Below are 2,689 nucleotides of genomic sequence, written 5' to 3'. Positions count from 1 at the left end.
AACAGAATGCCTAAACTCTTAGCGTGTGTGTACGTAGAAATCGTGGCGATACCCTTACTTCTTTGTTCCACATTTCGGACACTTATATACTTTATATCCATTTTGAGGCTTTCTACAAAACCTCATTCTTTCAACATTTTCTATTTCGACTTGCCTTAACGAATCTCGATATCTGATCTGGTAATCATCCCAGGTGTTGTAAGTGAAAAGTATTATAGCTATTGTGATTGTAATAGTTACTGATTTCCTAGTTTTTGAATTTATTGACACACATTAAAACGAAAGCCAAGGAAATCAATTTTTCTATTTTAGTAGCAGGATAAGAAAATGTGTTTATAAATTCCTATACGTCAAGTAAAATGTTGATTTATATTTTAATAAGTAGATATCATTATTTTTCTATGAATTTATATGATGAAAAATTTTTACTGTAATTTTTTTAACGTATAGGAAAGTATAAACGCATTTATTTAAGCAGTCTTCCCTTAGCAGTCCTAATTAAATCATAAGTTTCATGTCCAATTTTTACTAACTTAGGGTACAATCCTACAAAGGTACAAAACCGGCAATGAAAAAAGGTCGTGCTTTAGCCCCTCCTAAACCGCGTTGTTTGAGCCAATGGTGTAAATTTGTCTTTGTTGTATGATGGTAGAGCTATTCTTGATCAGCGGTTCAATTTCGACTCTGAGATATCAAGTTTACTTTTTCTGACTCCTCATGGTCTGCCAAGTTTCATGCCGTTCACCTTTTTATTACCCCTTTCCAACTTCCCAAAATTTTTGGGTTAAAAGTGCTGTAGAAATGGGAGACTATAAACCGATGAATGGTCTGATCTGATAGCGTATCCGTTACTTTTTCATCGCCGGTTTTGTATCTTTGTAGGATTGTACCCAACTTTCTTCTATGGCATGTAAAGTCAAATCTTCAGGGAAACCTTGTAGTAACTCTTTACTTCTAAACCTTAGGTCAATTTCACCAGTACTTTCCCTGTTTGTCCAGTATTCTCCACGAAGTGCACGGAAAGGATTTGTGATAATCTCTAGAAGTGCAGTTCCATCATGGACAACACTCCTTTTTCGTACACTCACCCTTGGGCTGCTTGTGTAAGTATAGGTGATTTTCTTTAAATTGTTTTCAAGACTAATTAAAAAATCTGCAGTATAACTTCGGCTTATCATCTCCTGACTATGCATTACACAGCTAATGGAGATGAATGATTGCTTTATAACCAATATGACAGGTATTGACGCAGGAGTATCTCTAGTTTCTGAGTCGGTCCATGTAGTTTGAATTGTGCCTTCCCATGTCCCTTCCAAGCATGGGAACGGAACTAACCATTTCTGAAAAATTTGGTTTTTCCATCCCCATTTTGCAAACAATAACCAGAGCATGACATCAATGGAAACAACCGTAGGAACATATTTTAGAGATGTCCAACTTACTCTAAGTTCATTACTTGTCACGGATAGGATAGCGATCCATATTATCACGGAAACCACTACCAAAAGAAAAATGAAAGATTTCACATTCAAGTCTTTCATACCACCCATATTGTACACCTACTTAAATCCTAAGTAATCCCATGCGGCAGATAAAAAACTGTGAGCTTGCTCACGAGTCCAATATTGGCTCGATCTAAAGAGATACTTTATTTCGTTTACTTCACCCCATTCCTTGCATTGATCATTATCGAGTGTTTTATTGAAGGTATGGGCAAGAACACATCGAACGTCAGTTGTGTATAAATCATTATTAAAATCTTCATTCGGGACATTCCAAACCAAACACTCGATTAAGAATGATGGGATATTATTAGCCGCCGAAAGCTTGTCTTCCTGCATCTTATTTCTCAGATTCTTAAGAATTCGTATTACTCTTTTATAGCGTCTTGCAGTCGTTTTATTTTTTTCCACACCGTTTTGATATGTTTGTTCATGCCAGTTTATTATTAGAACTTCATCGTCCGTCTTAAAAGCAACTCCAAGGATGTAGTTGTTTGAGCCATCAGAATTATATCTACGATACTCATAAGTCGGTACAACATCTGCATCAACTCGATAAGTGTTAGCATGAACATCAAATGCTTTATTCCCACGTTTTACAGAACCTGCTCCAAATCTATCGATAAGTGCTTCTTGGATGAGGTCTTTAAAGTCTGAGAACGTTATGCTGCTTGGCACTCGGTTATAATCTTTATATGTTTTGCCTTGTGGATAGTCAAAAAAGGCAGTTGAATTTAAGCGAACACAAATATCAACGTCACTATCAAGTCTGATGTTCGTACGAGCACGGTAGGAGCCTTGGGCCAATACAGAAATATCCATTCCAGAAAGTCTGGGATGTGCTGAAATAGCTTTTTTAATTGCTGATTCAGCATTGTCGCATTTTTCCTGTTCTGTCTTTCCAGGACCCTGAGCCCAAGTTTTAAATGTTTCTTCCCATTCAGTATTCATATTTGCTCCTCACAATCCTACTTCTACTTCATCCGATATAAGTTTTGGCAGTAGCAGGTCGCAAGTACGGCAGAATTTGGGTATTTTTGGGCAACGCACCCAAAAGGTAAAATAAGAACTCTGGGTAAGGGTATCGCCACGATTTCTACGTACACACACGTTAAGGAATTAACGCCTCACTAAATCTCTGTTGAGCTTGTATTCTCCATATAAAAAACATTACTCCATTCAATTGG

The 2,689-nt window shown here is 37.0% G+C and carries 3 protein-coding genes; all 3 read right to left on the bottom strand.

The genetic code is table 11. The annotated features are described in order from the left end of the window. Positions 1 to 54: 54 nt before the first annotated feature. A complete protein-coding gene (locus tag K8R76_11075; GenBank protein ID MCD4848714.1) occupies positions 55 to 270 on the bottom strand; it encodes a transposase zinc-binding domain-containing protein in 216 nt (71 codons plus the stop codon). A gap of 578 nt (positions 271 to 848) precedes the next feature. Beyond that, a complete protein-coding gene (locus K8R76_11070; protein ID MCD4848713.1) occupies positions 849 to 1,550 on the bottom strand; it encodes a hypothetical protein in 702 nt (233 codons plus the stop codon). A gap of 9 nt (positions 1,551 to 1,559) precedes the next feature. After that, positions 1,560 to 2,453: a nucleotidyltransferase gene (locus tag K8R76_11065; protein ID MCD4848712.1), complete on the bottom strand. Its 894-nt coding sequence runs from the start codon at positions 2,451 to 2,453 to the stop codon at positions 1,560 to 1,562. Positions 2,454 to 2,689 lie beyond the last annotated feature (236 nt).

This window comes from Candidatus Aegiribacteria sp., assembly GCA_021108435.1.
Classification (GTDB): Bacteria; Fermentibacterota; Fermentibacteria; order Fermentibacterales; family JCC-6; genus Aegiribacteria.
This window is presented reverse-complemented; position numbering and strand designations above follow the sequence as displayed.